This is a genomic window from Calothrix sp. NIES-2100, from assembly GCF_963875285.1.
Taxonomy (GTDB): domain Bacteria; phylum Cyanobacteriota; class Cyanobacteriia; order Cyanobacteriales; family Nostocaceae; genus Aulosira.
In genome coordinates this window covers 8,944,884-8,968,945 of the sequence record NZ_CAWNLA010000001.1, presented here as the reverse complement: position 1 = coordinate 8,968,945, position 24,062 = coordinate 8,944,884, and the positions used below count along the sequence as shown (strand labels likewise).

The 24,062-nt window shown below is 41.5% G+C and carries 19 protein-coding genes; 5 read left to right on the top strand and 14 right to left on the bottom strand.

What is annotated here, in order from left to right; genetic code table 11:
- Positions 1-400: 400 nt before the first annotated feature.
- Entirely contained in the window at positions 401-3,070 is a 2,670-nt protein-coding gene (gene clpB / locus AACU32_RS36570) for an ATP-dependent chaperone ClpB (protein WP_096607144.1), read from the top strand.
- Positions 3,071-3,194: 124 nt separating this feature from the next.
- Here the strand turns inward: clpB and AACU32_RS36565 are convergent, their stop codons facing one another.
- From AACU32_RS36565 to AACU32_RS36555, 3 genes are all read right to left on the bottom strand, one after another.
- On the bottom strand, positions 3,195-3,986 hold the full coding sequence (locus AACU32_RS36565) for a DUF6745 domain-containing protein (RefSeq protein WP_096607143.1): 792 nt from the start codon (positions 3,984-3,986) through the stop codon (positions 3,195-3,197).
- On the bottom strand, positions 3,986-5,611 hold the full coding sequence (locus tag AACU32_RS36560; RefSeq protein ID WP_096607142.1) for a HEAT repeat domain-containing protein: 1,626 nt from the start codon (positions 5,609-5,611) through the stop codon (positions 3,986-3,988). Before AACU32_RS36560 ends, AACU32_RS36565 begins: the two co-directional genes overlap by 1 nt.
- 141 nt (positions 5,612-5,752) lie before the next feature.
- Complete coding sequence (locus AACU32_RS36555; RefSeq protein ID WP_096607141.1) at positions 5,753-6,565, bottom strand: HAD family hydrolase; 813 nt, start codon at positions 6,563-6,565, stop codon at positions 5,753-5,755.
- A 105-nt stretch (positions 6,566-6,670) separates the two neighbouring features.
- On the opposite strand from AACU32_RS36555, the gene AACU32_RS36550 reads away from it, so the two are divergent.
- A complete protein-coding gene (locus AACU32_RS36550) occupies positions 6,671-7,486 on the top strand; it encodes a hypothetical protein (protein WP_096607140.1) in 816 nt (271 codons plus the stop codon).
- 121 nt (positions 7,487-7,607) lie between these two features.
- On the opposite strand, the gene AACU32_RS36545 is transcribed toward AACU32_RS36550, so the two are convergent.
- From AACU32_RS36545 to AACU32_RS36535, 3 genes are all read right to left on the bottom strand, one after another.
- The gene (locus AACU32_RS36545) at positions 7,608-8,321 is read right to left on the bottom strand and encodes an ATP-binding cassette domain-containing protein (protein WP_096607139.1); all 714 of its coding nucleotides are present in this window, start codon (positions 8,319-8,321) and stop codon (positions 7,608-7,610) included.
- Positions 8,322-8,482: 161 nt separating this feature from the next.
- The gene (devC, locus tag AACU32_RS36540) at positions 8,483-9,679 is read right to left on the bottom strand and encodes an ABC transporter permease DevC (RefSeq protein WP_096607138.1); all 1,197 of its coding nucleotides are present in this window, start codon (positions 9,677-9,679) and stop codon (positions 8,483-8,485) included.
- 136 nt (positions 9,680-9,815) lie between these two features.
- Complete coding sequence (locus AACU32_RS36535; RefSeq protein WP_096607137.1) at positions 9,816-11,234, bottom strand: HlyD family efflux transporter periplasmic adaptor subunit; 1,419 nt, start codon at positions 11,232-11,234, stop codon at positions 9,816-9,818.
- Positions 11,235-12,353: 1,119 nt separating this feature from the next.
- On the opposite strand from AACU32_RS36535, the gene AACU32_RS36530 reads away from it, so the two are divergent.
- Complete coding sequence (locus tag AACU32_RS36530; protein WP_096607136.1) at positions 12,354-12,614, top strand: hypothetical protein; 261 nt, start codon at positions 12,354-12,356, stop codon at positions 12,612-12,614.
- Between the two features lie 147 nt (positions 12,615-12,761).
- On the opposite strand, the gene AACU32_RS36525 is transcribed toward AACU32_RS36530, so the two are convergent.
- The 5 genes from AACU32_RS36525 to AACU32_RS36505 form a co-directional block, all read right to left on the bottom strand.
- On the bottom strand, positions 12,762-14,003 hold the full coding sequence (locus tag AACU32_RS36525) for an SUMF1/EgtB/PvdO family nonheme iron enzyme (protein WP_096607135.1): 1,242 nt from the start codon (positions 14,001-14,003) through the stop codon (positions 12,762-12,764).
- Positions 14,004-14,010: 7 nt separating this feature from the next.
- Complete coding sequence (locus AACU32_RS36520; protein WP_096607134.1) at positions 14,011-15,087, bottom strand: trypsin-like peptidase domain-containing protein; 1,077 nt, start codon at positions 15,085-15,087, stop codon at positions 14,011-14,013.
- A gap of 331 nt (positions 15,088-15,418) precedes the next feature.
- Positions 15,419-16,015 carry a Maf family protein gene (locus tag AACU32_RS36515; RefSeq protein WP_096607133.1) on the bottom strand — a complete coding sequence of 199 codons (597 nt, stop codon included), beginning with the start codon at positions 16,013-16,015 and terminating at the stop codon, positions 15,419-15,421.
- 170 nt (positions 16,016-16,185) lie between these two features.
- Positions 16,186-16,731 carry a photosystem II reaction center PsbP gene (psbP, locus tag AACU32_RS36510; RefSeq protein WP_096607132.1) on the bottom strand — a complete coding sequence of 182 codons (546 nt, stop codon included), beginning with the start codon at positions 16,729-16,731 and terminating at the stop codon, positions 16,186-16,188.
- Between the two features lie 105 nt (positions 16,732-16,836).
- Positions 16,837-17,307 (bottom strand): hypothetical protein, encoded by a 471-nt coding sequence (locus AACU32_RS36505; protein WP_096607131.1) that lies wholly within the window; start codon positions 17,305-17,307, stop codon positions 16,837-16,839.
- 5 nt (positions 17,308-17,312) lie between these two features.
- Here AACU32_RS36505 and AACU32_RS36500 point away from each other — a divergent pair, with 5 nt between their 5' ends.
- Positions 17,313-17,951 (top strand): hypothetical protein, encoded by a 639-nt coding sequence (locus AACU32_RS36500; RefSeq protein WP_339378572.1) that lies wholly within the window; start codon positions 17,313-17,315, stop codon positions 17,949-17,951.
- Positions 17,952-18,144: 193 nt separating this feature from the next.
- On the top strand, positions 18,145-19,143 hold the full coding sequence (locus tag AACU32_RS36495; protein WP_096607130.1) for a DUF2278 family protein: 999 nt from the start codon (positions 18,145-18,147) through the stop codon (positions 19,141-19,143).
- Positions 19,144-19,255: 112 nt separating this feature from the next.
- Here AACU32_RS36495 and AACU32_RS36490 read toward each other — a convergent pair whose 3' ends face one another.
- From AACU32_RS36490 to nusB, 3 genes are all read right to left on the bottom strand, one after another.
- Positions 19,256-20,647 carry a PP2C family protein-serine/threonine phosphatase gene (locus AACU32_RS36490; protein ID WP_096607129.1) on the bottom strand — a complete coding sequence of 464 codons (1,392 nt, stop codon included), beginning with the start codon at positions 20,645-20,647 and terminating at the stop codon, positions 19,256-19,258.
- An 846-nt stretch (positions 20,648-21,493) separates the two neighbouring features.
- Positions 21,494-23,182 carry a signal recognition particle-docking protein FtsY gene (gene ftsY / locus AACU32_RS36485; protein WP_096607128.1) on the bottom strand — a complete coding sequence of 563 codons (1,689 nt, stop codon included), beginning with the start codon at positions 23,180-23,182 and terminating at the stop codon, positions 21,494-21,496.
- 149 nt (positions 23,183-23,331) lie between these two features.
- A complete protein-coding gene (nusB, locus tag AACU32_RS36480; protein ID WP_096607127.1) occupies positions 23,332-23,961 on the bottom strand; it encodes a transcription antitermination factor NusB in 630 nt (209 codons plus the stop codon).
- Positions 23,962-24,062: the final 101 nt, after the last annotated feature.

The window sequence follows — 24,062 nt, the reverse complement described above, 5'->3', positions numbered from 1 at the left end:
TTATAGGTTTTGAATCTAAAATCTCAAATTGGTATGAGCGGTTCCTAAGTATTCTCAGCAGTAGCTAGAGTTAGTGAGAAAGCTAAACTGTATGCGATAGCATGACTTGTAGGAGGATGTCGCAAAATAGGTAATGTGTTGCACTACAATCAAGTACTAAGTTTAAATTGCAACTTCAGATACACGCTAATACATGGCAATAATGTTTGGATATTTAATATGCAGCATCACAGTTTTCATTCTCGGCTAAGGCAGTAAATACATCGCTATATATTGTGCTTTTTGTGTGTTGATTCCTCCCTAATCGCCAATTTATACAGTAAAATTCGCCACTTGGTATAAGCCAAAGAAGCCTGACAGTGGCTCCTAAATCTGAACTCTCAACCAGAAAATTGTCAAAATGCAACCTACAGATCCCAATAAATTTACTGATAAAGCCTGGGAAGCAATTGTCAAATCTCAGGATATAGTCCGTGCTTATCAACAACAGCAATTAGATGTTGAACATTTAATTATTGCCCTTTTAGAAGAACCTACTAGCTTAGCAATACGTATTCTCGCCAGATCTGAGGTTGATCCGATTCGCTTACAAGAGCAACTGGAAGCTTTTACCAAAAAACAACCTAGGGTGGGGAAAAGCGATCAACTGTACCTAGGACGTAGTTTAGACGTTCTGCTCGATCGCGCCGAAGAACATCGAGTCAGGATGAAAGATGGCTTCATTTCTGTAGAACATATACTGCTAGCTTTTGCGGAAGATGACCGAATTGGGCGGCGGCTCCTCAAAGGCTTTAACGTAGATAATACTAAGCTAGAGGCGGCAACGAAAACTGTGCGCGGTAGCCAAAAAGTGACCGATCAAAGCCCAGAGTCTCGCTATGAAGCCTTACAAAAATTTGGCAGAGATTTGACAGAACAGGCAAAATTAGGGAAGCTTGACCCAGTAATTGGGCGAGATGACGAAATTCGCCGCGTTATCCAGGTATTATCTCGCCGGAGTAAGAATAACCCCGTATTGATTGGCGAACCTGGAGTTGGGAAAACTGCGATCGCCGAAGCTTTAGCACAACGCATGGTTAACGGTGATGTACCCGAATCGCTGAAAAACCGCCAACTTATTTCTTTAGATATTGGTAGTTTAATTGCTGGTGCTAAATACCGAGGTGAATTTGAAGACCGTCTCAAAGCTGTTCTCCGGGAAGTTACGGAATCAAACGGGCAAATCGTTTTATTTATTGACGAACTGCACACCGTTGTGGGTGCAGGTTCCAATCAACAAGGGTCAATGGATGCAGGGAATTTACTTAAACCCATGCTGGCGCGGGGCGAGTTGCGTTGTATTGGGGCGACTACTTTAGATGAATTCCGTAAACACATCGAAAAAGACGCAGCTTTAGAACGCCGTTTTCAGCAGGTATTTGTCGATCAACCCACTGTAGAAAATACGATTTCGATTTTGCGGGGTTTGAAAGAACGTTATGAAGTGCATCACAACGTCAAAATTTCTGATTCTGCGTTAGTAGCCGCAGCCACTTTGTCAGCGCGTTATATTTCCGATCGCTTTTTACCCGATAAAGCCATTGACTTAGTAGATGAAGCCGCAGCCCAGCTGAAAATGGAAATTACCTCCAAACCTGCGGAACTGGAAACCATTGACCGTCGCTTGATGCAGCTAGAAATGGAAAAGCTGTCCTTAGCTGGGGAAGATAAAGGTACGCCGCAAACCAAGGAACGTTTGCAGCGAATTGAGGAAGAAATTACCTCTTTAACAGTTAAACAGCAAAAATTTAACGACCAATGGCAAGGTGAAAAGCAGCTATTGGAAGCTATCAGTGCTTTAAAGAAAGAAGAAGACGCTTTACGGGTACAAATTGAGCAAGCAGAACGGGACTATGACCTCAACAAAGCTGCCCAATTAAAGTATGGCAAATTGGAAGGAGTACAGCGCGATCGCGAAGCTAAAGAAGCGCAACTGTTAAAAATTCAAAGTACAGGTGCTACCCTGCTGCGAGAACAAGTCACAGAAGCCGATATTGCGGAAATTGTTGCTAAATGGACAGGAATTCCCGTAAATCGCTTGATGGCATCGGAACGGCAAAAATTGCTACAACTAGAGCATCATTTGCATCAACGAGTAATTGGACAACAAGAAGCAGTAACAGCCGTAGCAGCAGCAATTCGCCGCGCTAGGGCGGGGATGAAAGATCCCAACCGTCCTATCGGTTCATTTTTGTTAATGGGACCGACAGGCGTAGGTAAAACTGAACTCGCCCGTGCTTTAGCGCAGTTTCTCTTTGATTCTGATGATGCTTTAATCCGCTTGGATATGTCCGAGTATATGGAAAAACACTCGGTTTCCCGGTTGGTGGGTGCGCCTCCAGGATATGTTGGCTATGAAGAAGGCGGTCAACTTTCCGAAGCAGTTCGCCGTCACCCCTACTCTGTAGTGTTATTGGATGAAGTTGAAAAAGCTCACCCCGATGTATTCAATATTTTATTGCAAGTATTGGATGATGGGAGAATTACTGATTCCCAAGGCAGAACAGTAGATTTTCGCAACACTGTGATTGTGATGACCAGTAACATCGGTAGCGAACACATCCTGGATGTATCTGGTGATGACTCCAAGTATGAAATGATGCAAAATCGGGTAATGGAAGGGTTGCGATCGCACTTCCGTCCAGAATTTCTCAACCGTGTAGACGACACGATTCTCTTCCATACCCTCAGCCGTTCAGAAATGCGCCAAATTATCTACATTCAACTCAAGCGCGTGGAAAATCTCCTCAAAGAGCAAAAAATCTCCTTTGAGATTTCCGCCTCTGCTTGTGACTACCTAGTAGAATCAGGCTATGACCCAGTTTATGGCGCACGACCCCTAAAACGAGCAATTCAGCGTCAAATCGAAAATCCCATAGCCACTAAGTTACTGGAGAATACCTTTATTTCTGGAGACACAATTCAGATTGATAAAGGTGAAACTGGACTGACTTTTAATAAAAAAGTGACAGTGAAAGTACCAGCAGCACAAACTACTGTTCAGTTATTAGAACCTTCGGCTGATATTTAGGCGATTGTAGAGATGTTTTATGAAACGTCTCTACAATGAGAGATTTTTCATTCTTTTTTCAAATTGCGATTCAATTAACGATCGTGACATACGCATTGTCGCAAAGGGCGGGGAAACCCCGCCCCTACGGATACATATGTCGCATTCTTTTTTCAAATTGCTTGCTTGTAATTCTTGTACCGCGCTCGACATATACACTGTATCCATCGACATATTGTACCGCCGCTTCCGCTTCGCTATGAAGGCGATTTTCATTGTCGAATAAAAGCTTACAGGGGCGATCGCATAATACTGCTTGCTTCTTCATGGGAAACAATTTACCCATGTTTGTGATCAGGTTTTGATAAATTATCCATCTTTGTTGGTCAACGACACAATTTAAAACAGAAATACAAAAATCTAAATAAGCACCAGCTTCTGCCCACAAATTACAAACACCGCTTGCGGCTAAAGTTATCTCTGATGTTTGCAATTTTCTGTTAGATTTACTATCTAAAATACTCCACATTAAATTCAATTCATTACTTAAAAGCGGTTCAATATCAAGTTCGCGATGCAAATAAAATAACAATTCATCTTGAATTTGGGGAGTCAATTGATATCGGAGTTCATTTATTAAATGTATTTTTAAATTGCCGGTGATCAATTCAATTTCATTAATTATCTGCCAACGTTCTTTCTTTGGTAGGTTAATAATTTCCACTAATCGCTCGTTCCAAGCTGCATAAGGACTATCAAAGAAGATAATTTCCGGTTCTGGTAAGTCTAGAAGCTGGTAAGCTACTGTGACTGATTCTCTGGCTTTTTGGCGGTCAATTGGTATTGTTGAGAGCGCAATACTTGTCCACTTTTCCCGATAAACGGGAATTAAAGCTGCTTGTTCAGGAGTTAGTTTTGCAATTCTTTGATTGGACATTAGCTATGTATACAATAAAGAGGATTGTAATAACCAAGAGCTTTTTGTAGAGAATCAATTGTTTCTGCTAATTGTGTAAAATTTTGAGTTTCTTCTAACATCCGTAACAGCGCAGATAATGATTCTGGAGTGACAATTTTGCCTAAAGCCGCGAGCGTATTTGTACGCACTTTCGCTTCTTCATCTGTTAATGTCACAATGAGTTCGGGAATGGCAGATTTCGCACCAACTTCTCCTAAAGCAAAAGCAGCTTTACTACGAATGTTAACATTGCGATCGCTCAAAGCCTGTCGTAAAATTTGTACACATTCTTCAGAACCTATAGCCTGAGCAGCATTCAACCGCACCCAAATATCCGCATCACTCAAAGCTTGCTGTACACCCAACATTGCTGCTGCTGTTGGGATTTTACCTAATGCTTCGACAACAAGCGATCGCACTCCTGCACTTTCATCGTTCAATGCTGCAATTAGTGCTGTCGTTGCTGATTCCGCACCAATTTTACCCAATCCCTCAGCAGCTGACCAACGTACCGCAGAATTCTCATCATTCAAAGCCTGTATTAGTCCCGCTACTGCTGACTCTGTACCAAGAATCCCTAATTGCTCCGCAGCACAGCGACGTACCCCAACGTATTCATCATTCAACGCATGTTGTAACAACGGTATTACAGCTTCAGAAGCAACTCCACCCAATTTTTTAACGGCGCTAAAACGAACTGATTCGTCTTGATCGTGTAAAAGTTGTTCCAAGCTTACCAAGTTTGGCTGAGAGCTAGTTGGAGTTAATTGCGGCTCATCTTCATTAATGCTAGCTTTGGCATTAATAGCGTCCAAGACCATAGCTGCATCTTGACGCAGGTAATCATCATATTCTTCATTTTCTAAAAATTTCTGGAGTTCTGGTACAATCTCCGGGGTAGCAATTGGAATCAGAATCTCAGCAGCAATACTGCTAAAATCTGTCCAATCGAAATATTTCAGACACCAACGCACTAGCGCTTGTCTTGCAGACTCAGAATTGATATTTGCTAATGCTTGTGCTGCTTCAGTGCAGGCTCCTAACATGTCATAGTCATTCCACCGTTCATCGTTCATGATTTCTATAAGTACTTCCACTGCTGCTTCTGTACCAATTGTTGCTAACGGATAAATGACATCATCTATCTCTTTTTGAGAATTGTTCCTTTGTGCGTCGTGGTATATTTCTATGAGTACTTCCACTGCTGCTTCTGTAGCAATTTTACCTAATGTGTGAATTGCATAATATGCATTTTTCTCTTCGTTCACAACTTTGACTAGAAACGGAATTGCTGCATCAGATCCAGTTATACCCACTAGGTCAAATAAAAATGCTGGAGAAACCTCAGTAGATATTACCCAATCTACTGTAGTGCTTTGTAGCTCTGGTTTCACTGCTCCTGCGAGTTTAGCTCCTAAACACAAGTCTATTTCTAAAGCTAACTTCACTACTCGTAACGCAGTTTCATCATTGACTAGGGGTAATATCTGTGCGATGGGTTCTGTCCATTGCAATTGGTTTAAATACTCAACTTGTAATTCGCGATCGCCAAGCATCTGTAACTGTTGGTATAAAATGTCTGCTGTATTATCTGCTTGAGACATAACTTCCTCTGAACCCACATTATTTAGTACAATTGTACTATTAAATTAAGATACTATTGGTCTGTGTTATGAATTTTGACGAATTCGTCGTCAGTACAGAGCGCGCTTGTTCAATTCATCGGCTGAAGTTTTGACTAAGAACTAATTTATACCTTGCAAAATATAGTTAGATAACTCACAAAATCCCTCACCTTCCGCAGCAGTAGTCACATAAGCAGGCTGATGCTGTAGCTGGGTAGCATATTTTAATACATTTGCTACACCCACAGAAATGGGAAAATAACGCCGATCAAATAAACTTTCATCATTAGGACTATCGCCTACTGTCACAACTTGTTCTAATGAATATTCAGTCCAGTATTGCTGTAATACTTGCAACAATCCAGTAGCCTTATCTTGAGTTTGGGGTTTAATGTGACATTGCACATTACTGTAGGTGAATCCCCATCCCATTTCTTGACAAAGATGGGCTAGAGTTTGTAGTTCACTAGGCGTTAATGAAGCTACGTCAAAAGTCCAGTCGGTGAGCCGAAAGCGATTGTCCGCAGATTCTTGGATTTGCGGAAATTTGATTTGTAATTCCCTAAAAGCCGCAGCTAATTGCTGACGATGGCTATCTAAGTCAGGAATTGGTGTTAAAGCGATCGCGCGATCGCATCCAGAAAGATAAAATAAACCACCGTTTTCTGCTATAGCACCCACCACAGGCATTAAACTACTTAGTCCACTCACCCATCCAGCAGAACGACCTGTAACAATTAATACTTTGATTTCTGCTGCTGCTAAATTTTCTAAAGCTTGCAGCAATTGATTTGTAAATTTTCCGTTACTGGTTAAAGTGCCATCCATATCTGTAGCCACCAGGCGAATATTGTTGGGGCTAATTGAGTCAGCTTGGGACAAGGGTAAAGAATTTATCAAACCTTCACCAGACGGGCTAAGGTGTCTGTACATATACGATTTAGCTACATGTCTAAAAAACAGTAATAATACCGCAAAATGGCAGGCAAAATTTGGGCATCCTAAACATCAGGAATGAAATTTTTCTTTTTACCAACTATGTCAAATTTGATATTGATGACGGCGCAATCGCCAAAGCCTAAAAAGGCATCTCAGGAAGTACCAGCTAGTAATGCCGAAATACCACCTGTGTTAATTTTAGGTTCTGGAGCATTAGCTTTAGCTCTGATAGCTGTCATTGTTTATGGCAAGATTTTAATGTCTGGGCTGGAGAAAAAACTCAAGTTTGAACAATTCCGGGCGCGGGAATTAGAGAAAAAGTTTAAGTTAGCGCTGGAAACCATTCGCAAAATGGAAACTAATCCCGACTTAGTGAACTCACGGGACTTTAACTTAGATTATCTGCGGATGCGGATGTCAGAGGAGGTATTTCATTTTGCGATCGTTAATCAAATTAAAATCAAAGTTAAAGATAAAATTTCTCAAGCTTTGCGTCCAAATCAATCCCAACAGGGAATGGTAGGGATTGCCAGTAATACCGCACGTCAGGTGGATGAAATTTTTGATGTCGAGTATGAAACTGGGACTCCACCCAACATTGCCAAGCGAGTACTATTCCGGGTGCAAATTCGGTTAATGAAATTACCAACGCAAGCGACTTCTGCCACTATTAGCCAAATTATTGATTGTATTGAAACTTACCTTAGTCCCACAGAAGATGAAGATACTTGGCAACCGACAATTCAAGGGCGCGTTGCCCATATGCAATGGGATCAAAAGGCTAAGCCTACTCCGCTTTTAGTACTTGAGCAATCAAATGAAGGGGTCAATGTGACATTTCGTACTAGCCGCCAAGCTAATTCCCCAAAAAGTTTGCAAGAGTCTATATTTAAACAATCAGGTTCTACTAAATAACCCAAGTTTCTCAGCCTTGGGCATTGGGCATTGATGATTTCTCCCTTATCCCCCTTGTCACCCTTCCCTCATCCCCCTTCCCTCATCCCCCTCATCCCCGTACTGCGATGGTCGGGGACTCTCAAGAGTTATGGTTTTTAACCATACCTTGGGAATCACGGGTCAAAAGACCATCTTCCATTTCGACAATGCGATCGGCTATATCCAAAATCCGGTTATCATGGGTGACTAACAAAATAGAGGTTCCTTGGTCTTTGGCAAGACTCTGCATGATTTCTACCACATCACGTCCAGATTGCTTGTCTAAAGCGGCTGTAGGTTCATCTGCTAGTACTAGTGGGGGACGATTCACCAAAGCTCTGGCGATCGCAATTCTTTGTTTTTGACCCCCAGACAGATTATCTGGATAGTAATTGATTCTGTCTTCTAAGCCAACTGCTTTGAGCATGGCTTCTGATTTAGCGATCGCTCTACTTTGAGCAATCTCGTCATTCAACTCTACCGCCATTTGCACGTTCTGTCTGGCGGTTAAAAAACCCAACAAATTATGAGCTTGAAAAATATAACCAATTTTGCGTCGGACTTGCACTAATTGGTTCTGACTAGCACCAGCTAATTCTGCACCTAAAAATTTTAGACTACCCTCTTGTACAGACCTTAAACCACCAATTAAGCTCAATAATGTTGTTTTACCTGACCCTGATGGCCCAGTCATAATTACAATTTCACCAGGGTAAATTTCTAGGTTAATATCAAATAATATTTGTCTCTTTAGTGCGCCTCTGCCATAATAGTGATTGATATTTTTAATAGCAATTACAGGTTCTTTTTTCATCATAAATTAATTACCTAGAAGTTACCAGCCCTGAGATAGAACTGTTGTAAAATAAATTATCAATTATTAATGATAATTTATTATTTTCAATAAGTGTTGAGCATTTATAATCATTTTATTTTTGCCATCATTTAATTAGGCGCAAATATTTACAGAATTATTTAAAATATATCGGCTGGATCAGCTGAACTTAATTTACGTACAGCTATTGCGCCAGAAATAAAGCACATTGCAATAGTTAAAAATAAGACTAATAAAGCCCGTTCAAGATTCATAAATACTGGTAATAAAGTTGCATCTTTTGCTGCTTTGTACATTAATAAAGCAGAAGCAAAACCTGGTAGATACCCGATTAAAGCTAATATCAAAGCTTCTTGCAAAATCACCATTAACAAATAATTTTGCGTATATCCTATTGCTTTTAACGTAGCATATTCAGCTAAATGATCTGCAACTTCTGTATAAAGGATTTGATAAACAATTACAGTGCCCACAATGAAACCCATAATTGTACCTAAGGTAAAAATAAACCCAATAGCGGTACTAGTAGCCCAATAATTACGTTCAAAGTCAATAAATTCTTGTTTTGTTAAAACATTGATTTCTTTAGGTAAGTAATTTTTTAATTCCTGAGTAACAGCAATTACATTTGCGCCTGGTTTTAATTTAATTACGCCAATATCAATTAAACCTCGCTGACGGGTGTTGAATATCCGCAAAAAATTGACATCACTAGTAATGAGATTACCATCGGCTCCAAATGATGCACCTAAAGTAAATAATCCGCCTACTTTTATTCGCCGTCGCCTTACTTCTGCTGTCACAGTTTTGCCTTGGTCAATATTAGCTGCAATTGGCCCATACTCTAATCTAGAAGAACGGTCATATAAAACGACATCAGGCAGTTTTAATTTCTCTAAATTTTCTTGAACTCCAGGTAGATTGAATAAGTTAACTTCAGGATTAAATCCAAATATAAGAATGCTCCGAGGGCGGCCTGTTTCCGGATTTTTCCAGCTTGTATAGTCTAAATATATAGGATGTACTGATTGGACTGTTGGTAAATCTAAAGCTTTATATAACCGTCGTTGAGAAAAACTTTTCATCGACAAGACAGCATTAGATTGGCTATTGATTAAAATAATGTCGCCCTGCAAACTTGTATGGAAACGAACGTTACTATAATACAAAGCATCTCGGAAACCAAGTTGCATAAACATCAAAATATCAGCAAAGCCAATACCTGCCAGAGCCACGGCTAAGCGAGTTTTCTCCCTTGTTAATTGTAGCCATGATAAAGGTATTTTTTTCTGGGGATTAAAAGGTTGAAAAATACTAGCAATCAGTTTATTAATCATTGGTCATTGGTCATTGGTCATTGGTCATTCGGAATTAGCTGTTTACTCTTGGTTTCAGACATTTGCTATGGCTGGTATATTTATGCGATCGCTTAAAACCCTTACTAATGACAACTGACAACTGACAACTGACAAATTAGTTATTAATTTCCACAACAACCTTGGCGTAGGTTAAGCCTGCAACTTTGGTACTATCTTCTGGAGTCAGGGCGATTTTTACTTCTACAACTCTGGCATCCACATCAGCCGCTGGATCTGTATTCAGTACATCTTTTTTGCCAATTTTTCTGCCAATTTCTGTGACTGTTCCCCTTAATTCGCTAGTAAAGGCTCCATTATCACTACTAATTGTGGCATTTTGACCGAGACGCACTTTACCAATACTGTCTTCAGTTACTTCAGCAATCACAATCATTTGATCGGTTTGCCCAATTTCCGCAATTCCCATTTGATTAATAGCTTCACCTGATTTGGTGTGAATTTTTAATATCTCACCATTAATTGGTGCTTTCACATAGCTCAATTTGAGTTCTGCTTCCGCTTTTCTCACCATTGCGATCGCATTACTCACTTGTGCTTGCGCCATTTGTACATCAGCAGGGCTAACTTCTAGAAGTCTTTGAAGTTTGGCTTTTTCTTCCTCGATTTGTCTTTGTAAAGTAGCTACGGTTTTATCGCGGTTAACTTTCGCTTCAATTAGCTGCTGTTGTAAGGTTGATAAAGTTTTGACTTGATTAGCTCTAGCTTCAGCAATTTGTTGGCGGATAGTTGCAACAGTTTGTTTGAAAGTAGCTTGACTTTCCACAACCTGCTGATTGCTGGTGACTGCACTTAAGCGTCTTCTATCTCGCTCTTGTTGAGAAATAGCACCTTCTTTATACAACATGTCATAGCGTTGAGCATCAACTTGGGCGTTACGCTGTTCAGCTTGTATACGTGTAACGGTTGCTCTTAAAGTATCTTTTTGTCCACTCAGTTCCGCTTCTAAGCGATTAATCATGGCTTGTTGGACAATTTTTTCCCCACTTAACTGAGCGGCGATCCGCGCGATCGTTGCTTGCTGTGCATCCCTTTCTCCACGTAACTGGGCTTCTAAGCGAGCAATTACAGATGTTTGGGCTTGAATATCTCTTGGCGATCCGGCTCTGACTTGTCCTAAATTGGCACGAGATTCTTGCAATTTGGCTTTTGCTTCTTCCAGTGCTGCTGTTTGGGTGTCGTGGTTATCCAAAATCGCAACTACTTGACCTTGTTTCACCTTATCGCCCTCTTGAATCAAGAGTTGTTGCACTCGCGAACCCGCTTGCATCCCCGCCATTGGCGCAGATAACTTAATGACTTCGCTTCGTGGTTCCAAATGACCAACAGCAGTGATACTGTTGCTCATTGGTCTAATCGGTACAGATGCAGCCAGCTTTCTTAACTGTTCGACTTTGGCTGTACCGAGTACCCCAGCAGCGATTACTATTGGTAGGGCTACAGCAATACTCCACCAAACTTTAGGTTGCTCAACTGACTGCTCTGCGAGCTTTGGCCTCTCAGTCACCCTTGACATGATATATTGCCCGTTTATCTGAATTGTGCTGATCGAAGAAAAAGCAAACTTTAATTCGTAATTTGTCAGTTGTCATTCGGACAGAATCTAGATGTTTGGGTTTGAATCTGTTGCCGAGTTTTCGATAATTACTATTACCCTTAGTTAAATGAATCGACTATTGCATTAATAGGTTTGTAGTCAGCAGTTTAGTGCTGACAAATTCAGGACTGAAGTCCTGACTACAAAAGCAATTGGCTAGAGTAGCAATTACGAATTATATTGACATGATTGGTGATGCTGAAAATGTATTGTATTTGCAAAAATCTCTAGAATTTAGCAGGTTTTATCGTTAGGATAGATGCTTTGATTATTGTGATAATTATGTAGAGTTTCACAAAGCTAAAATTACCATTTCTAGGCTAACTAAACTGTATTAGCTTTGATATTCAAAGACAACTAACTCTCTTTAGATTAGATATCCAAAGACTTAGTTTATCTGCGGTTTTTGACTGAGGGACTGAAAATTAAAAGAATACCCAATTTGTAGGCGGCGTCAGGAAATAATACATCTGCTACATTCTCCATCTCTAGGACTGTCACACCCTACGAACTTAGTTTCTTTACTGCTTTTAACTGACTCCATCAAACTTTGGTTAACTGAATTCTACATTCATCAGTTGCGGGAAAACGTAACAGAACCTACAGATGGGGGATGAGGGTAGGCTGTTGACTCTGTGCCTTTTTAGGGGGTAAAAATTCATGCAAAATTTGTATAGTCATTGCGAGCGGAGCGAAGCAATCCCAGGTGATTGCTTCGCTCCGCTCGCAATGACACCAGAAAGATTTTGCGCTGACACAAAAATAGCATGAACCAAAAAAACCCAAATCCCATCAAAATCAACAGCCTAGGATGAGGGGACAAGGGGGACAGGCTTCTCTGCGAGAGGCTGCGCCAACGCTTAGGGCGCAGCCTCTCCGACAGGAGAAGCTATGCCGCAGGCTTTACGACTCCGCTCAGCCTTCGGGGGATGAGGGGGATTAAGAATTTGTGTAAAGTTATAAAACGGTTGCTTTTCAACAGGATTCTTTATTTTGTATCCTTAGTTACAGAAATAATTTGATATTAGTCCATTAGCTATGAAACTAGATTCTGAGAGACCAGATTTTGCAGTGCAACTCAGAAGGCGGAATCTGGATGTTACCAACAAGTCTTACGCCAAGGAGTCACCACAGAAGTTTGCAGCTTCTGGGTGGGTGAAGCTGTTGCAACTTCCCAATCCCTTTAGTTTTGATGAAGCGCTGTTATTGTGTCCGGTTTCGGAAGATGAGTGGCTAGCTTGGATTCCCGATCATGGGGAAGCGATATTGCATAATGGGGAGTTTATGACGAAAAACTAAGCCTTTGCGATTACTTCGCTTAAACGAGTAATGACGTAAAATCGTAGTCCATGCGTAAGTCCTGAAAAAAATTTTTGTCGCCTCATGGTGACAAAAGAGAAAAAAAGAACAAGTGTAAGGGGCTAAGGACTAAAGTATAAAGGGATACTAGAAAATATTCCCAGCCGCGCACACAACACGAAAACCAACAAAACTGAAGACGTAGTCGCGCACCGCCCAATAGAGATAAAGGCGAGACGCGGAACGGCAGCCGTTAGGAACGACGATCCAGGAACCGCCCCGCAGCAGGGCTATTCCTTGTTTTTGGGAAAGATTATTATTATCATTAAACCATGCGCTGCTATCTGTTGGCGCTCCTTCATAGTTACTGTGCCAATCATCGAGGCACCATTCCCATAGGTTTCCGTGCATATCGTATAATCCAAAGGCGTTAGCTACTTTAAAACTCCCTACTTCTGTTGTTTCTTTTCTATATGTTCCTTTCACACCAGCACCATAAGTTTTGGTAGCATTGTAGTTAGCTAACTCTGATGTGATTGTTTCACCAAAATGGAATGGTGTTGTTGTTCCAGCGCGACAGGCATATTCCCATTCTGCTTCGCTGGGAAGACGATAGCTGTTGCGAGTGTATTGAGAGAGGCGATCGCAAAATTCAACGGCATCATACCAAGAAATGCTCTCAACTGGTAGACGATCGTGACCCTTGAAGCGAGAAGGTTTTGGTTCTAAATATCTATTGATTTTAGGCAGAAAACCAGCAACTTTTTCCCATTGTTCTTGAGTAATGGTATATTTCCCCATAAAGAAAGTTGGAACCGTTACTTCATGTATGGGACGTTCAGAATCACTACTGTCTTGTTCTTTGTTAGAAGCGCCCATCCAAAATGTACCACCAGGAATTTCAACCATCTCTAGCTTTACACCATAGGGCAAATCTTCTACAAAATAATTAGCTTGCTTGCTCTCCTTGTAAGAAATAACACTCTGATTTTTTACATATAATTTCGCTGTTTCAAAATTAAATACTGACAATTTTGAAGCAAAATTTTGTTGTTGCCTTGTATTTATATCTGCTTGTTTTTCTTGGATAATCAATTGTGATAACTTACTTATCTCTATCTGGACATCTGCACCTACACTTTCACTAATTAACTTTAAAAATTCACATAGGGCTATGTTTTCTGAGTTAGGCATTGTCCCGTAGGCATCTAGTCTGTCTATTAAATCGGGAATAATATTACTTAATGCTGTATCCCAATTAATCTGATTCGATATAGATGAATTTACACCGAATAAAAGGAATAATTTACTTTTACACTCGTTTTTATCTCTCAGATGTCTTTGAAGCAAGCTGACTAATTTATTCGTTAGGTTCCCACTGATCGCCATTGCTCAATTACCCCTGCAATTGTGCGTAAATTTCTGGTGCGTTTGTTTGCAAATCTTTTAGCACAGCTATCATACTTGTACCCGCATTGCGTAAATATTTGCGCTGTGTACTTGGCTCTGTTAACATTCCCCCGCTATGATGAATTGCTACTACATGAAAATCATCATCAAATACAGGTGAGCCAGAAGAACCGGGAAGAGTGCTAGTAGTATATTGCACAACTTTGGTGTCAGCATAGGCGACAAAGTTATTTTGGATGGAGATTTTTTTTAAATGTCCCCCAGGATGCTGAATAATTGCTACTCGTTCATCTCGACGTACTTGCTTGTTCTTAAGTTTTAAATGATTGCCAAAATCGGGAGGATTATTAAGTTTAATAACTGTATAATCTAATTCTGAATTGGTATAAAAATTGCCATTAGGTAAGGCGTTGACTGTCACAATAGGACATTCTTTACCATTTTTATCTAATTGGTAATTAAAGGTATATTCAGCTTTTTCAGCTTCCTCTTGGCTAGCGATCGCATGATTGTTAGTCATCAATAAATCTGGTGCAATCATAAAACCTGTAGCCGCTTCGGTAAGTCCATTTAATTTGGGAATTTTGATATGAACAACGGCTTTAGCTGCATCCAGTGCCATATCTAAAATATAAATGTGGCGTAATGTATCTTCACCAATAATTTTTTCTTTAATATCAGCTATATTATCAGTGCCTCGCCAACGATCAATTAAGCGGTTGGGAGTAGCTGGAGTATCAAGCGGATATGTTTGAAATAAATCTTGAATGAAAGAATTATCTTCATCGCCTGTATATGGTTGAATATAATTGAGGAAAATTCCTAAAGCTTCTTTGCCATAAGCCACCTGTCCAAAATTGCCAAGGAAGCGCACTACTTCTACCGCCACATTCATCGGCATACCATCCAAATCTAATCGTGCCAAGATGATATCTGCTTGAGGTACACCTTCTAAAGCACCTGCAACTAAACGACGGCGATCGCGCACGTTAGCAAAGTCTGGTAAATTAGAGACTATCTTAATCAGGCGTTGAAAGTCGGGTTGCGATAATTGAATTGTCATAATTAAGATTTATTTGCCGAAAAAACCGGATTCCTGTTTGGATACATCCTAAATATCATATTTTTCCGATTTTCCGGCAATCTTCACTAGATACATCCGCGCTATGCAGGGTTTAGCAGTGTTCATTGATGTCAAGTTAACGTGAAACCCTGATCAAAACGTGGTTTTGTGTTTTTTCGCTTCCCATGAAGATCCGTTTTACCCCACCCCGGCTTTGCTGACGCAAAACCTCCCCTCCCCGCAAGCGAGGAGGGGATGGAGGGATGGGGTAAAACGTATATCGGGTAAGCGTTAGAAGCTCAATTTGACACCTATGGCGGTTACCGCGCCCTTACGATCGCCAAAAATCAATAACGTTGTATCCAAGTTCTGCAAGCATGTGGCGCAGTAAAGGTAAACTCAGACCAATGACGTTGCTGTGACAACCGGCGATTTTTTCGACAAATAAACTACCAAAACCTTCTAGCGCAAAAGCACCGGCACATTTGAGGGGTTCGCCGGTAGCTACATAAGCTTGAATATCGCGATCGCTCATTTGCGCAAAGTAAACTCTAGTTACCTGACATTTGGTGACAGTGCGGTTTTGCGTCAAGTCAATCAAGGTATGACCAGTGTACAGGTCGCCAAAGTTACCTTGCATAATCTGCCAACGGGCGATCGCTTCGTTAGCATCGGCTGGTTTACCATGAATCTCACCATTAACAGCCAAAACTGAATCACAACCCATAATCAAAGCTGATTCAAACTGCTCAATTACAGTTTCCGCTTTGCGTTGCGAAAGAGTTTGCACCAACTCATCAGCATCATTTAATTGAATTTGCGATTCATCAAAATCGCTAGGATAAACTATTGGTTCAATCCCAACACTTTGCAGTAAACGTCGTCGCGCTGGCGAAGCAGAAGCAAGTACAAACTGGGGAATTGTCATAGAAAATTATGAATTATGAATTATGAATTATGAATTATAAATTATCAATTAAGGGTTGAATCTAGGGGCTAGGAGCTAAGGATTAGGGGAATGAGGAAGAGGATCAATGACAAATATTCAATGCCCCATGCCCCATGCCCCATGCCCCATGCCCCATGCCCCATGACCATTTAATAAACTAAGAATGAACTTACAACCTGTTCCATAGCAGATTTAAGTTTCTGCCAACGTTTTTCCGGAATTGAGGCATTAAAAGTAAAAAGTTTACCACGGCTGAGGGCAACGCTGGCGATGTTATGGCGTTGTTGTTGATTGGGTAGTTTCACCAAATACTCTAGCAAGTAGTAATTCTTACCATCAGATTCTCGTTCAAAAGCATTTACTAATTCAGCCGAACGACCAGAGTCTGGGGGAGCGAGAGCAGCTTTACCCAATTTATACCCTACTTCTGTTGGTGTTCCTAGTTGTGCTAAAGTTTCACCTTCGGGAACGGGGCTAATTACTACTGAGACATTTTCACTGATTTCAATTAAATCATGGAAAACTACGTCGGGGCCGTTAGCAACTTTCACTTGCACCCAGCCGTTAGGATATGAGAACTCATAGCCATTATCAGTGTTTACAAAGTTTTTGAGTCCAGCCGCCGCTGCTACACCAGGGTGACTTAGGCTGAAACTCAATACCAATAGAAACATGAATACAATTCTTTTCCACATTTTTTATAAATTCCTTTGGACTGGAAGCAAAACAAAGCAAGCACAATTTCTCATTGTCCCATCAACCGGGACTCTGTTTAATAGCGTCAGGTGCTAGTTATGTGGTTATAAGTGATGAGGGGGATGAGGGAGTGTGGGGAGTGTGGGGAGTGTGGGAAGGAAGACAAACTGTATTGTAAATTGATGATGCCTTTTGAGGCTTTGAACTCCGTTAATGAGGCTTTGAACTCCGTTAATCAGGCTTTGAACTCTGTTAATCAGGCTTTGAACTTCGTTAATCAGGCTTTGAACTCCGTTAATCAGGCTTTGAACTCTGTTAATCAGGCTTTGAACTTCGTTAATCAGGCTTTGAACTTCGTTAATCAGGCTTTGAACTTCGTTAATCAGGCTTTGAACTTCGTTAATCAGGCTTTGAACTCCGTTAATCAGGCTTTGAACTCCGTCAACGAGGCTTTGAACTCCGTTAATCCGGCTTAATGCCCCATGCCCCATGCCCAATGCCCAATGCCCAATGCCCCATGCCCCATGCCCCATGCCCCATGCCCCATGCCCAATGCCCAATGCCCAATGCCCCATACCCAATGCCCACTAACATTATGTTTGTCAGTCACGAATTACGCTGGTTTTATCCTGGTAATCTCCCGGAAAATATTCAACTTTGGTTTCAGCATCATTGTCTGCTTGACCCGTTAAAATCACCAGAAGTAAGGGAAGATGTTTATCTTTACTCGCCAGGATGTGATTATCTGGGAATCAAACTGCGACAGGGAAGGCTGGAAGTAAAATGGCGACAAGCAGAACTTGATGTGATGGATTTGGGCGAATTAGTCACAGGTAAGGCTGAAAAATGGGGTAAATGGCTGTGTGAAGACTCGAAAGGCGAAAGTTTTCAGCCGGGGATGGTTTTAGATAATCCTTCCTGGGTGAGTGTGCAGAAAGTTCGCTATTCACAGCTTTTTCAAGTTTTAGGGGATTTTTCGGTTCAAGCTGTCGCAACTAATGAACGTATAGATAACGGTTGTAGTGTAGAAATCACTAATTTGATTGTTCGAGAAAATGCTTGGTGGAGTTTGGCTTTTGAAGCTTTTGGCGAAGATAGCCGAATGCAGGAAAATCTCCAAGCTACGGCGAATTGGGTGTTCCATAGTTACCAAAATTCCCAATTAGCGATCGCAAATTCTTACGCTTATCCCCATTGGCTAGGACTAATTGCTCACTGAATTACTTACGGAAAAAATTACCCTAGAGGGTACTACTGTATCTCATCATGCTCAAGCAAAATTGAGCATAATAGCTGATTTATCTTGATAATTTAACTTTTACTTAAATTATCTTCTGACAAAGTAAGTAAAATATGAAACCTGCTTTGTCTCAAAGTAAAGAACTAACGCTGAGAAATTCAGGAGAATACAGATGCCATTGAAAAATTACGGGGTTCTCAAATGCCAAGCTGTGGATCGCCAGATGGGTGAAGGCCCCTCTCCCCATTACCAAGTTCTAGTAACTGACGACAAGAATAATAAGTATCGCATCGCCATCAATGTCAAATCAAAGCAAAGTCCTTCAGAATTACTGTATTTTGTTGACGAAAACTTTTCCCATCCCATCACTAAGGAACTGGAAGAGTTAGATTTTGGCTTCAATGTGTTGCCGAGTAAACCAGGAGGTGTCGCTTTAGACTACATCCGGGGGAATTTATTCGACCCAACACAGATGAAGCCATTACCGTACAACGTTCCTGGCCCAGATAACGACCTCAACGAGTTGCTGGAATTATACATTGGGCGGGCGATCGCTTCACCAGAAGCAGTACTATATCCGTTTGGCGAAAGATGGGGCCCAGAAGCAGGTGTGAAGGATAAGTATTTTGGTTTTCTTCCTGGTAACGGTATTCATGACATCCACTTTAACCAGGGTAGTGTCGGTCAATTCCAAAAAGATAATGGTGTTTGGCAAGATGGGGGACTGTTAATTCACTATCCAGCGCGAAATCAGTGGGTAGGTATATTTTTAGCCTTCCAGTCTCAATCTTTCCATACTGATGACAAAACTGGTAACAGAATCGATGATATTACGCCAATTGCGGCAACAGCAGCAGTCCGAATTATTGCGGCTTTGGTAAATCCAGCTGGCGATGATGTTGGTAAGGAGACAGTAACTTTAATTAATACTTCACCGGATCAAGTTGATTTGAGTGGTTGGGCGATCGCCGATCGCCTCAAACGCAAACAGCCCCTCAGTGGCACTATTAATCCAGGGGAAGCGCTCAAAGTGCCTTTAGATCAAGACGGTATCCAATTAGATAATAATGGCGGTATTATCACCCTGCTTGATCGCCAAGGTATCAAGGTTGATGGTGTTTCCTACACGAAGGGAGATTCCCGCAAGCAAGGTTGGACAATCGTCTTTTGATATTGGTCAATAGTCAATAGTCCAGAGTCAATAGTCCAGAGTCAATAGTCCAGAATTTAAAATTTTTTGACCATTGACCATTGACCATTGACCATTGACCATTGACCATTGACTATTTAATTTGTAAAACCACAAGTGTCATATCATCGGTGTTTTGTTTATCATCACCGATGAATTGCTGTACTTGGTCAAAGAGGTAATCAACAATTTCTTCTGGGCCATCACAATATCTACAAGCAGCACTAAAGCTAGCAACGAAGTTTTCTTCGTCGAAGCGATCGCCACCGGCAGCTGCGGCATCAGTTAAGCCATCTGTATAGTAAATAACTGTATCCCCAGGTTCTAATTGTGCCTGGGCATCTTCATATTGACTATTCGCATCTAAACCTATTAACATTCCCAGAGTATCTAATCTGGTTACAGTTTTTGTGGCTGCGTGCCACCACAAGGGCGGATTATGTGCAGCATTACTGTAAGATAAAATGCGGGTTTGGGGATTAAATTCTGAATAAAATAGCGTCACAAAGCGGTGAGAATTTTCTAAATCCGCATACATGACTCGATTTAAATTTTGCAGAATCTTGGAAGGAGAATTACCATGCAATACTTCTCCTCGTAACATTCCCCGCATCATTGTCATAATCAATCCGGCGGGGACACCTTTACCCATGACATCCCCAATTACTAAACCCAAAGGCCCAGTTTCTAAACCAATTTTATTGTGGATTTGAATCTGATTTTGATTTGTGGGAATAAAATCGTAATAATCTCCACCAACACGATTAGCTGGTTTACACCTTGCAGCTAAGACTGCACCGGGAACAATGGGACATTGGCGTGGTAAGAGTCGCCGTTGAATTTCTGCACCAATTTCTAATTCTTGATCTAAGCGTTCTTTTTTCTTGAGTTCTACTGCTAGTTCATCGTTTTCAATCGCTACTGCGGTTTGATCTGCCACTAACCGGACTAACTTTTGTCTAGTTTCTGTCCAACTATATTCTGGATCGCGGCTTAAAACATATAGCCATCCTCGTTCTGTATGTTTTACCAAAATAGCAGTGCCAAATATTTGCACATCTGGCCCCAAATAACGATGCATCTGATCGTCTAAAATCCCTGTGGCAGTTGCAAGAGGGGCAGTATTTGGCAAAAGTGTGATTTGACTGGTAGCTGTTTCTAAGGCTTTACGAATATTCCGACGCTGTCCGCTATCTTGCCAGTGTAGTTGTTCTAATCTGACTTGACCGTTAGGTTTATAGAGAAATAGGGCGCTGCCGTCCCCATCTGTAACTCTAGTTGCCATCAGCGGAATCAGCTCCAAAAATTGATTTAAATTATTGAAACTTCTGAGGGCAAATCCTAAAGAACTTAACAAATCCTGAATTTTGTTCTGTTCCCGGTGCAGCCTTGACACAAGTTCTTTGAGTGCTACGACAGGAGTTACATCCGGTGCAGCACTACTATTACTGTCAGTGGGTTGAGAGGGGAGTTGAGACACAGGCACAGGTACTATTGCATTTTAAGATAGGCAAACTTTCGATTACTGATTAATCTCTTGCTTTTGGCATTGCTAAACCATATTGGGATAAGATTTGTCATTTTAGCAAGAGTAGAAAGACGTAAGACCGGAATTATATAAGTATTGCATTGGCTTATTATATTTGTTACTAAAGACAGTAATTTTAAAGAATGTATCCTGACTCAGAAACTACTGGGTCAAAATCAGCTATTTCTTGTAGATACTAGCAAACTTGTGATTTTTTCATAACGTAATTACTCAGTTATATCTCTTGCGACTGAAAAATCCTTCATCAGGAAAATAATATATTACGTTGTCAGCTTCATTTATCGGGGTGAGGGGTCTGGGGGTCTAGGGGTATAAGCTACTTCCAGAGGGTGGAGATATCAAAGAGAATACTATGACAAAAGACGCTGTGCGGAGTTCGTAATTTGTAATTCGTCAGTACCTTTTGGCTAGGGTTGGAGACATTGCCAATGGTTGATTGATTTACTATGCAAAGCCTGTCAGTTGTTTTTGATCTAGTTTAATGCCTAACAGATCCCCGACTTCTTGAAAAAGCCGGGGATCTAAGACCTTGCAACTCCCTTGATGAGGGAGTTAAAAATGCAGTATTAGAGTAGAATTCTAGCAAAAGTCGGACAAAGTTTCGCAAAAACTCATGATTTTTGAAATTATGCTGTTTGCGGTACTTCGTTAGTAAATAGGCTACGCGGTAGGGAACCCTTACTATGATTGACAATGGTGCCAGAACTGTGGCGATCGCACAAGGGTAATCAGTGCTAAATCTATGAGTTAGCAAAAGACAAATCTTCACGGCAAAATTTGAAATCAGCCACTCAAGAGTGCTTCGACAAACTCGTAGCTAGAAAAAGGACGTAGATCCTCAATTCCTTCACCAGCACCAATAAAGCGAATTGGTAAACCTAGTTGCTGGACGACAGCAAGCGCTACACCTCCTTTGGCAGTACCATCTAGCTTAGTTAATACCACGCCGCTGAGTTGGGCAGCTTGGGAAAATACTTCTGCTTGTCGCAATCCATTTTGACCTAAAGTGGAGTCTAGAACCAGAAGCGATTCTACTTTAGCATTAGGGGCTTTCTTGTCAATAATCCGCCGAATTTTAGTGAGTTCGTCCATTAAGTTTTTCTTATTTTGCAAGCGTCCGGCGGTATCAACTAAAAGTAATTCAGTTTCTCTAGCTTGAGCTGCGGCGATCGCATCAAATACCACGGCAGCCGGGTCAGTATTTTTACCAGGGTTTGAGATTACTTCTACACCACTGCGACTCCCCCATACTTTTACCTGTTCCACAGCAGCAGCGCGGAAAGTATCAGCTGCACCAATCAAGCATTTATAACCTGATTTTTGGGCGAGGTGAGCGATTTTACCGATAGTCGTAGTTTTACCTGCACCATTAACGCCTGTGATCAACCAAATATTCAGGGTTTCCTTTTCTGGAGCAAAGGAAGGTTTGTAATTTTTTTGTACTGGATTATCCAGCATATCCCGGAGAATTTTTTTGAGGTAAGCGATCGCCTCCTCTGGGGGAGTCACTTCTTCTCGCAGTTTTTTCTGTAGGGAATTAATAATTAAATCTGTAGCTTCCACACCCACATCAGCTTGGAGAAGCAAGGCTTCGATTTCTGCTACAGCCGCTTGGTTGAGCGGCCCTTGACCAACAATTGACTTAAGTTGGTTGAGTATGCTCCGTCGGGTTTTGTCTAAGCCTTGGCGTAACTTTTTCAGCCAGGTAATTTCTTCAATGGAAACATCTTCTGCCCGCCTACCTTGGGCTGCTAAGATTTCTGCTGACCAAACAAACCCTTCATCAAAATCCAGTCCAGTAATTTGTTCTGTGGTTTCTGGTGTGGCGGTGGTGGCGGTAGTAGCTACTGGTTGTACTATTTCCGGTTCTGATACTTCGATAGCATTAGCTATCAGCCTTTCCTGCTTCGCTTGGCGTTCCGCCGCCGCCCGTTCTAAAAAGGATAAGTTTGCTGGTGCTGTTGGCTGTGTTACCTCCGCTTCTGGTTCTACCTCACTCACAGTTAATTCTGGGCTGACGACATCTGGCGTTGCCGTAATTTCTTCAACAGAAGTAGCTGTACTTTCTTCGTCTGTAACAGATAATTCCTCAGCAGTTGTAGGCGTAACAGTTGCCTCAAGTTCTAAACTTGGTGTGGCTTCTGTAACTTCCGCAGATTCTTCTGCAATTGTTTGGCTAACAGTAGCATCTACTTGTGGTGATGCTACTGATTGTGCAGTTTCAATTTCCACCTCTGCTGCTGACTCTGGCTCAACTGCTTGGGATTGCTGTTTTTGCTGAATATTTTTGTAAGCAGCTTTAGCAAAAGCCAACAAATCTGCCGCTGTCTCCGGTGCGGTATCTGCTGTTGGCGTTGACGGTTCGGCTGTTTCTGGTTGGGGTTCTTGGGTAGGAAGAGTTTCTCCCTGCTGTTGTTCGGCGGGAAGCTCAGAGGATTCGTTATATTGACGGCGGAACCAATTAAAAACCATTGCAGCTACTAATATTAGTTGTTATGTTAAGTATGAGTTATCAGTTATGAGTGTAATTTAACTCCTGACTTTTTTTTGGTGTGAAAACCGCCAGGATGTCCTCACTCCTCACTTCTCACTCTTAACTCACAACTTAACACCCATAGGCATCAGGCAGTCTTTTTTTGTTCTGTAAATCGGCGCAGAACACCATTAATAAACCGATGACCTTCATCGCCGCTGTAGCGTTTAGCTAGTTCCACCGCTTCGTTGATGGCGACACTATCAGGCAAGCCTAAAAATAGCATTTCTGCCACCGCAATTCGCAGAATATCCCGGTCGATTTGGGCGAGGCGAGCGACTTGCCAATCTACTAGTGCAGCGGTAATTTGTTCATCGATCGCATTTCGTTCTTCGCTGACTGTCTTGACAATTTCGATAGCGTATCTACTGACTGTCTTGTCTTGATTTGCGAGCTGAATCAATTCCGGGAACTCTACTGCTGCACCTAGTTTATTGATTGCTGTTTGCGTGTATGCGATCGCTTCTTGCAGCATTGTTCTGGCAGTATTAATGTCAGAAGCACGAGTTTGACTACTTAAAATGCGATCGTGACTGCGTTGCAATTCACCCGCCGCGTTATCCAAAGTATCTTGAACTTCCGATCGCAGGGTGCGTACTGCTGCTAGTACTAACTTGGGAAGTTGTTCCTCTGTCAGTTTCTTGGGGTTGACTGGTAGCTGGCTGAGGCTTAACAGCGCTAATTCACGAGCCAGTTGCTGGGGTTTACGGTCTTGCATAAAAGTAACTTTGGATTAATTATTGTCAGTTGTCAGTTGTCAGTTGTCAGTTGTCAGTTGTCGTTGTCAGTTGTCAGTTGTCAGTAGGGGCGGGTTTCTTG

Coding starts and splice junctions, on each gene's coding strand:
- clpB (WP_096607144.1), top strand. CDS start 401: ATGCAACCTACAGATCCCAATAAATTTACTGATAAAGCCTGGGAAGCA.
- AACU32_RS36565 (WP_096607143.1), bottom strand. CDS start 3,986: ATGTCCAATCAAAGAATTGCAAAACTAACTCCTGAACAAGCAGCTTTA.
- AACU32_RS36560 (WP_096607142.1), bottom strand. CDS start 5,611: ATGTCTCAAGCAGATAATACAGCAGACATTTTATACCAACAGTTACAG.
- AACU32_RS36555 (WP_096607141.1), bottom strand. CDS start 6,565: ATGTACAGACACCTTAGCCCGTCTGGTGAAGGTTTGATAAATTCTTTA.
- AACU32_RS36550 (WP_096607140.1), top strand. CDS start 6,671: ATGTCAAATTTGATATTGATGACGGCGCAATCGCCAAAGCCTAAAAAG.
- AACU32_RS36545 (WP_096607139.1), bottom strand. CDS start 8,321: ATGAAAAAAGAACCTGTAATTGCTATTAAAAATATCAATCACTATTAT.
- devC (WP_096607138.1), bottom strand. CDS start 9,679: ATGATTAATAAACTGATTGCTAGTATTTTTCAACCTTTTAATCCCCAG.
- AACU32_RS36535 (WP_096607137.1), bottom strand. CDS start 11,234: ATGTCAAGGGTGACTGAGAGGCCAAAGCTCGCAGAGCAGTCAGTTGAG.
- AACU32_RS36530 (WP_096607136.1), top strand. CDS start 12,354: ATGAAACTAGATTCTGAGAGACCAGATTTTGCAGTGCAACTCAGAAGG.
- AACU32_RS36525 (WP_096607135.1), bottom strand. CDS start 14,003: ATGGCGATCAGTGGGAACCTAACGAATAAATTAGTCAGCTTGCTTCAA.
- AACU32_RS36520 (WP_096607134.1), bottom strand. CDS start 15,087: ATGACAATTCAATTATCGCAACCCGACTTTCAACGCCTGATTAAGATA.
- AACU32_RS36515 (WP_096607133.1), bottom strand. CDS start 16,015: ATGACAATTCCCCAGTTTGTACTTGCTTCTGCTTCGCCAGCGCGACGA.
- psbP (WP_096607132.1), bottom strand. CDS start 16,731: ATGTGGAAAAGAATTGTATTCATGTTTCTATTGGTATTGAGTTTCAGC.
- AACU32_RS36505 (WP_096607131.1), bottom strand. CDS start 17,307: ATGGGGCATTGGGCATTGGGCATTGGGCATGGGGCATGGGGCATGGGG.
- AACU32_RS36500 (WP_339378572.1), top strand. CDS start 17,313: ATGCCCACTAACATTATGTTTGTCAGTCACGAATTACGCTGGTTTTAT.
- AACU32_RS36495 (WP_096607130.1), top strand. CDS start 18,145: ATGCCATTGAAAAATTACGGGGTTCTCAAATGCCAAGCTGTGGATCGC.
- ftsY (WP_096607128.1), bottom strand. CDS start 23,182: ATGGTTTTTAATTGGTTCCGCCGTCAATATAACGAATCCTCTGAGCTT.
- nusB (WP_096607127.1), bottom strand. CDS start 23,961: ATGCAAGACCGTAAACCCCAGCAACTGGCTCGTGAATTAGCGCTGTTA.